Genomic DNA, 518 nt, shown 5'->3' on the forward strand with positions numbered 1-518 from the left:
GTTATTATCGCCTTGCTCCTTCTCTGTTGCAAAAAGATCCATGAGGACAATGGATTATTAGTCGCAAATACAATGCTGCGATGCTTTCAGAAGCCATGTGCAAACATATGGGATTTACCTATGCACCAGATGAAAATCATTATTGGATGCAAGGGTATTCAACGGAAACAGATTATATTTATGTTACAACGAGCGCCATGACCCATGAACAGCTGCGTATTATGAGCGAAGAGGTGGGGCCCCATCGCACATTGCTAATTTGTTGTACTGCCTTTGATACAAAAACAAAATCAGCATCCTTTGAGAATCTTACACTCACTAAAATTCCCCGTGCAATATTAGAAAAATGCGAATGGGGAAGGGATGATTACAGTTTAAATATCGCCAATCTTGAACCAATGATTGACGTCAAAGAAAGCAACAAAGATAAAGATGATACGCAAGAAGAATTAGATCTATTTGGATAATATATAAAAAAGCGGAGTTTTTCATGAACACTGTTGAAAAAAGGATTTCTG

General features: G+C 37.8%; 1 pseudogene. It reads left to right on the forward strand.

The annotated features are described in order from the left end of the window. Positions 1–467: pseudogene (locus tag ACFINC_RS11920) on the forward strand (site-specific DNA-methyltransferase); the annotation flags it as partial. Positions 468–518: the final 51 nt, after the last annotated feature.

This window comes from Bartonella sp. AP58NXGY, assembly GCF_042195785.1.
In the GTDB taxonomy this organism is placed as follows: Bacteria; Pseudomonadota; Alphaproteobacteria; order Rhizobiales; family Rhizobiaceae; genus Bartonella.